General features: G+C 73.3%; 3 protein-coding genes. All 3 read right to left on the bottom strand.

Translation table 11 applies throughout. The features are described from left to right. Positions 1–89: 89 nt before the first annotated feature. The gene (locus ABD437_RS38245; protein ID WP_344653879.1) at positions 90–698 is read right to left on the bottom strand and encodes an NUDIX domain-containing protein; all 609 of its coding nucleotides are present in this window, start codon (positions 696–698) and stop codon (positions 90–92) included. Then, entirely contained in the window at positions 695–2,404 is a 1,710-nt protein-coding gene (pyrG, locus tag ABD437_RS38240) for a CTP synthase (RefSeq protein ID WP_344653878.1), read from the bottom strand. Before pyrG ends, ABD437_RS38245 begins: the two co-directional genes overlap by 4 nt. Before the next feature lie 52 nt (positions 2,405–2,456). Beyond that, on the bottom strand, positions 2,457–4,545 hold a 2,089-nt coding region (locus ABD437_RS38235), incomplete at its 5' end, for a COX15/CtaA family protein (RefSeq protein ID WP_344653877.1).

The following is a 4,545-nucleotide window of genomic DNA, read 5'->3' as shown; positions in this document are numbered from 1 at the left end:
GCGCTCTACTTTTCGGGCCTACGACGGCTTCTCGGGCCTTCGTCGCGGCCGGTGGGCCCGAGAATTCGTCGTAACCCCGAGAACCCGTCTCAGACCCGGGAGGGCCGGGCCGCCCAGGGAGCGTCCGGGCCCCGGAGCCCGGTGAAACCCCGGGCGTGGGCCGCGAAGGCCGCCAGCACCCCGGCCGCCGCGGCCGCGTTCTCGATCTGCCCCGCGAGCACCATGTCGACGGCCTCGTCGAGCGCGAACCAGGCCGTGGTCATCCCGGCCTCCTCGTCGAAGCGTGTGTAGCGCTCCGCCTCCGGCACCCCGCTGATCTCGCGGGCCAGGTAGAGCCGGATCGCCTCGTTCGACGCGCCGGGCGTCGTCAGCAGGTCCACGAGCGTGTCGAACCGCCCGGCCCGCAGGTCGGCCTCCTCGGCCAGCTCGCGGGCCGCCGACACCACGGCCGGCTCGCCCTCCACGTCCAGCAGCCCGGCCGGCAGCTCCCAGAGCTCCCGGCCCACCGGGTGCCGGTACTGACGCACGAGCAGCACCCGGTCCTCGGAGTCCAGGGCCACGACCCCGACCGCGCCCGGGTGGATGATCCAGTCACGCAGCCGCGTGTTCCCGCCCGGCATCGTGACCTCGTCGGTGACGACGTCGATCACCCGCCCCGACGTGAACTGCGGCGTGCGCGACACCAGTTCGTACGTCACGACCGAGCGCCCGCGGGGGTGTCCTGCACCGGCACCTCGACCGGCAGCCGGCCGGCGTTGCTGTAGTCCAGCGAAGCCGCCACGAACGAGCGGAACAGCGGGTGCGCCCGCGTCGGCCGCGACTTGAACTCCGGGTGCGCCTGGGTGGCGACGAAGTACGGGTGCTGCTCGCGGTCGAGCTCGATGAACTCCACCAGCGTGCCGTCCGGCGACGTGCCCGAGAACTCCAGCCCGACCGACGTCAGCTGCTTGCGGTAGGCGTTGTTGACCTCGTAGCGGTGGCGGTGCCGCTCGGAGACCGACGTGGATCCGTACGCGTCGGCCACCAGCGAACCGGGGGTCAGCGCGGCCGGGTACGCCCCGAGCCGCATCGTGCCGCCCATGTCGCGGTCACCGGACACGACGTCCTTCTGGTCGGCCATCGTCGAGATCACCGGGTGCGGCGAGTCGGGCGTGAACTCGGCCGAGTCGGCGCCCTCCAGCTTCGCCAGCGACCGCGCCACCTCGATCACCATGCACTGCAGCCCGAGGCACAGCCCCAGCGTCGGGATGCGGTTCTGGCGGGCGTAGGTGATCGCGCCGAGCTTGCCGTCGATGCCACGCACCCCGAACCCACCGGGGATCAGCACGCCGTCGACGTCGGCCAGCGCGGCCGCCGCACCGGCGGGCGTGGCGCACTTGTCGGCCGCGACCCAGCGGATCTCGACCTTCGCGTAGTTCGAGATGCCGCCCGCGCGCAGCGCCTCGGTCACCGAGAGGTACGCGTCGGGCAGGTCGATGTACTTGCCGACCAGCGCGATCGTCACCGTGTGGTGCGGGCGGTGCACGCGGTCGAGCAGGTCGTCCCAGCGGGTCCAGTCGACGTCGCGGAACGGCAGGTTGAGGCGGCGGACGACGAACGCGTCCAGGCCCTCGCGGTGCAGCACCTTCGGGATGTCGTAGATCGAGGCGGCGTCGGAGCAGGAGACCACCGCGTCGGCGTCGACGTCGCACATCAGGCTGATCTTGCGCTTGAGCGACTCGGGGATCTCCCGATCCGAGCGGCAGACGATGGCGTCGGGCTGGATACCGATGTTGCGCAGCGCCGCCACCGAGTGCTGCGTCGGCTTGGTCTTCAGCTCGCCGCTGGGCGACAGGTAGGGCACCAGCGACACGTGCAGGAACAGCACCCGGTCGCGGCCCACGTCGTGGCGGACCTGCCGGATGGCCTCCAGGAACGGAAGCGACTCGATGTCACCGACGGTGCCGCCGACCTCGGTGATCACCACGTCCGGGACGACCCCGTCGGGACCGGCCGCGGCCATCCCGCGGATCCGCTCCTTGATCTCGTTGGTGATGTGCGGGATCACCTGGACGGTGTCGCCCAGATACTCTCCGCGACGCTCCTTGGCGATCACCCGGCTGTACACCTGACCGGTGGTCACGTTGGCGTTCGCCCGCAACGGGGTGTCGAGGAAACGCTCGTAGTGACCGACGTCGAGGTCGGTCTCGGCCCCGTCCTCGGTGACGAACACCTCTCCGTGCTGGAAAGGGTTCATCGTGCCGGGGTCGACGTTGAGGTACGGATCCAGCTTCTGCATGACCACCCGCAACCCGCGTGCGCTGAGCAAATTGCCCAGGCTGCTCGCGGTCAGGCCTTTGCCGAGCGAGGATGCGACTCCCCCGGTGACGAAGACGTGCGTGGTCGCCTGCGACGACAGCGACAAGGGGACTCCCGCGGTAATGGCGCGGCCTGGTGGCCCGCGCGCCCACGGAATTTCACGGTAACACGTCTGCGGTGGCCTCTGCGGAGCGTGCTGGCGTGTCCGGCGTTTTCTCGTCCCCGGTCGTACTCTCCGTGGTCGCTCCGAATTTCCCGGGCGGATACGGACGCAGCCACGCCGCGACCGCCGCGGGCAGCGCGATCAGCGCGGCGTTCACCGGGATCGCGATGCCGGAGTCGTTGACCGCGAACCCGAGCAGGCCGAGCACGACGACCACCTGCAGGCCGGTGCGCAGCCCGGGGTGGGCCCGGTAGGCGACCCGGAGCCCCGGTGGCGGCCGGAACACCGCGACGGCCGCCACGGCCAGCAGGAGCGCGGCCGTGATCGTGTGCGGGCCGGCGAAGAGCAGGTCGAGGTTCGCGCGGATCTTCCGGTCGACGGTGGCCAGCCCGTTGCCGTCGAGCACGGTGGCGACGAACCGCCCGAAGTGCGTGCGGTCCTCCTCGGGCCGCAGGTAGTCCGCGATCGCCAGCGTGGCGACCAGCGCGGCCCCGCTGCCGAGCACGGCCACCGCCTTGCCGGTGGTGACCCTCCGCCCGGCCACCAGCAGCGTCAGGACGCCGAACGCGGGCACGAGCGTGAGGATGCCGCCGAAGTCGGTGCCCAGCCCGGGCGAGCCCTCGACGACGATCACCGGCACCGCGACGGCCAGCGCGACCGCCACCGCGGACCGGGCCGGGCGTCCGGTGGCCAGCGCGGCGGCGAGCAGCACCGCGGCGGTGCCGAGCACCGCGAACGCGACGTTGCCGAACCCGACGTAGCGCCCGCCCTCCAGCGCGGTGTAGCCGAGCAGGCTGTTCAGCTGCAGACGCGCCCCGGTGGCCACGTCCGCGAGCAGCACCAGCACGGTGACCGCGGAGATCGCGGCCAGCCGCCCGGTGGCGGTGCGGCCCCAGGGCGGCCCGACCGCGAGCGCGGTGACCAGCACCATCGCGCCGAGCACGGCACCGGCGAGCGCTGGTGTGGTGGGGTCGGCGGCCCACCAGGGCACCAGGTTGGCGAGGAACGTGGCCACCGGGAACGCGCTGAGCGCGGTCACCGCGACCGACCCGTAGCGACGCGCCGGGGTCCCCGGATCGCGCCGCCGGACGAGCCAGGCCGCGACGGCGTAGACGATCGCGCACAGCCCGGCGAACCCGGCCAGGAACGTGCCCACCAGGTGTTTGCGTGACACCGCGGCGGTGTCGGCGTCGACGAGCTCCTCGCGGGTGGCGTCGAAGCCGGGGCGTTCGGTGTCGGACGTGATCACCGGCCGCCCGGCGATGTCGTCGGGCACCGCCTCGCCGAGCACCGCGAGCACGGTGGGGGCCATGTCCACCAGCTGCAGGTACGGCTCCCGGCCGGTGCTGGGCGAACGCAGCCAGCCGGCCTCGAAGCCCGGCCCGTCGGCGATCGCGACGTGCAGGCGGCCGTCGGTCGCGTCGGTGTCGGACACGCCGACGACCAGTAGCGTCGAGTTGACCGGGCGGGTGGCCTCGATCTGTGCCAGGGCCGAGTCGACCAGGCGCAGCGCGTCGGCCCGCCGGGCCGCGTAGCCGTCCGGGTCGGGCAGGATGCCGAGGTCGATCGCGGTGAACGGGCAGGCGCGCAGCAGCGGGCCGGGGTCGTCGGGCAGCGTCGGCCGGTAGACGTCGACGTTCCCGGACGAGTCGGCGGCGGCCAGCGCCGCGCCGGGGCCGACCGCGCCCGTGCAGTTGAGGCGGGTGCCGATCAGCCCCGGCTTCGCGCCGAACCGCAGACCGCGGTTGAGCGCGGCGAGCTCCTCCCAGCCGTCGACCGCGGCACCGCCACCCTTCGGGCGGGCGCTGACCGGCGGGGCGGTGCGTGGACCGCAGCCCTCGGCGGTGTCGATCTCCGACGGCTCGACGACCGCGGAGGACCGGCCGGCGCCGAGCGTCAGCCAGCCCTCACCGGCGCAGGTGACGGCCGGGGCGGCCCGCACCGAGAGGGTGCCGACCGAGCCGCTGGTGGCGAGCTTGGCCAGCGTGGGCGTGCCGGCGGCGGTGACGTCGCTCCACTGCAGGCCGGCCACGCCGACGACCACGACGGCGTCCGACCGGATCGTCTCGGTGGCCGGGCGCGCG

It is taken from the genome of Cryptosporangium japonicum, assembly GCF_039524755.1.
Classification (GTDB): domain Bacteria; phylum Actinomycetota; class Actinomycetes; order Mycobacteriales; family Cryptosporangiaceae; genus Cryptosporangium; species Cryptosporangium japonicum.
Note: the sequence above shows the minus strand (reverse complement) of the source record. Positions and strands in the feature narration are given on the sequence as shown.